We start from the raw sequence: 280 nt of genomic DNA on the forward strand, positions 1-280 counted from the left end.
GGATACGGCGTGCCGGGTGAAGCCGGTCAGCCATTTCTGGTAGCTTTCGTGGAGCAGCTCGTAACGGGTCTGATACTGTGGTTTCATTTTCATATTCCTCACGGGGGATAACAGGCAGCAGAACGCCACCGGCAGGCCGGAGACTGCGTCTGCTGCAGATGAACGGTTAAGAATTACGGACGGGACTGTGCAATACGCGCCTGCAGCCAGGCTTCCACTTCGCTTTTCAGCCATCGGGAGCTGCGGCCCATTTTGATGGGCGCAGGAAAGTCACCATCCT

2 pseudogenes are annotated in these 280 nt (G+C 57.1%); both read right to left on the reverse strand.

What is annotated here, in order from left to right:
* Positions 1 to 210 (reverse strand): annotated as a pseudogene (locus E0D98_RS28330) (hypothetical protein); the annotation flags it as partial.
* Positions 174 to 280, reverse strand: a pseudogene (locus E0D98_RS26490) (Rha family transcriptional regulator); the annotation flags it as partial. The pseudogenes E0D98_RS28330 and E0D98_RS26490, both read right to left, overlap by 37 nt.

The organism is Escherichia sp. KCJ4928 (assembly GCF_004352695.1).
In the GTDB taxonomy this organism is placed as follows: Bacteria; Pseudomonadota; Gammaproteobacteria; order Enterobacterales; family Enterobacteriaceae; genus ECMA0423.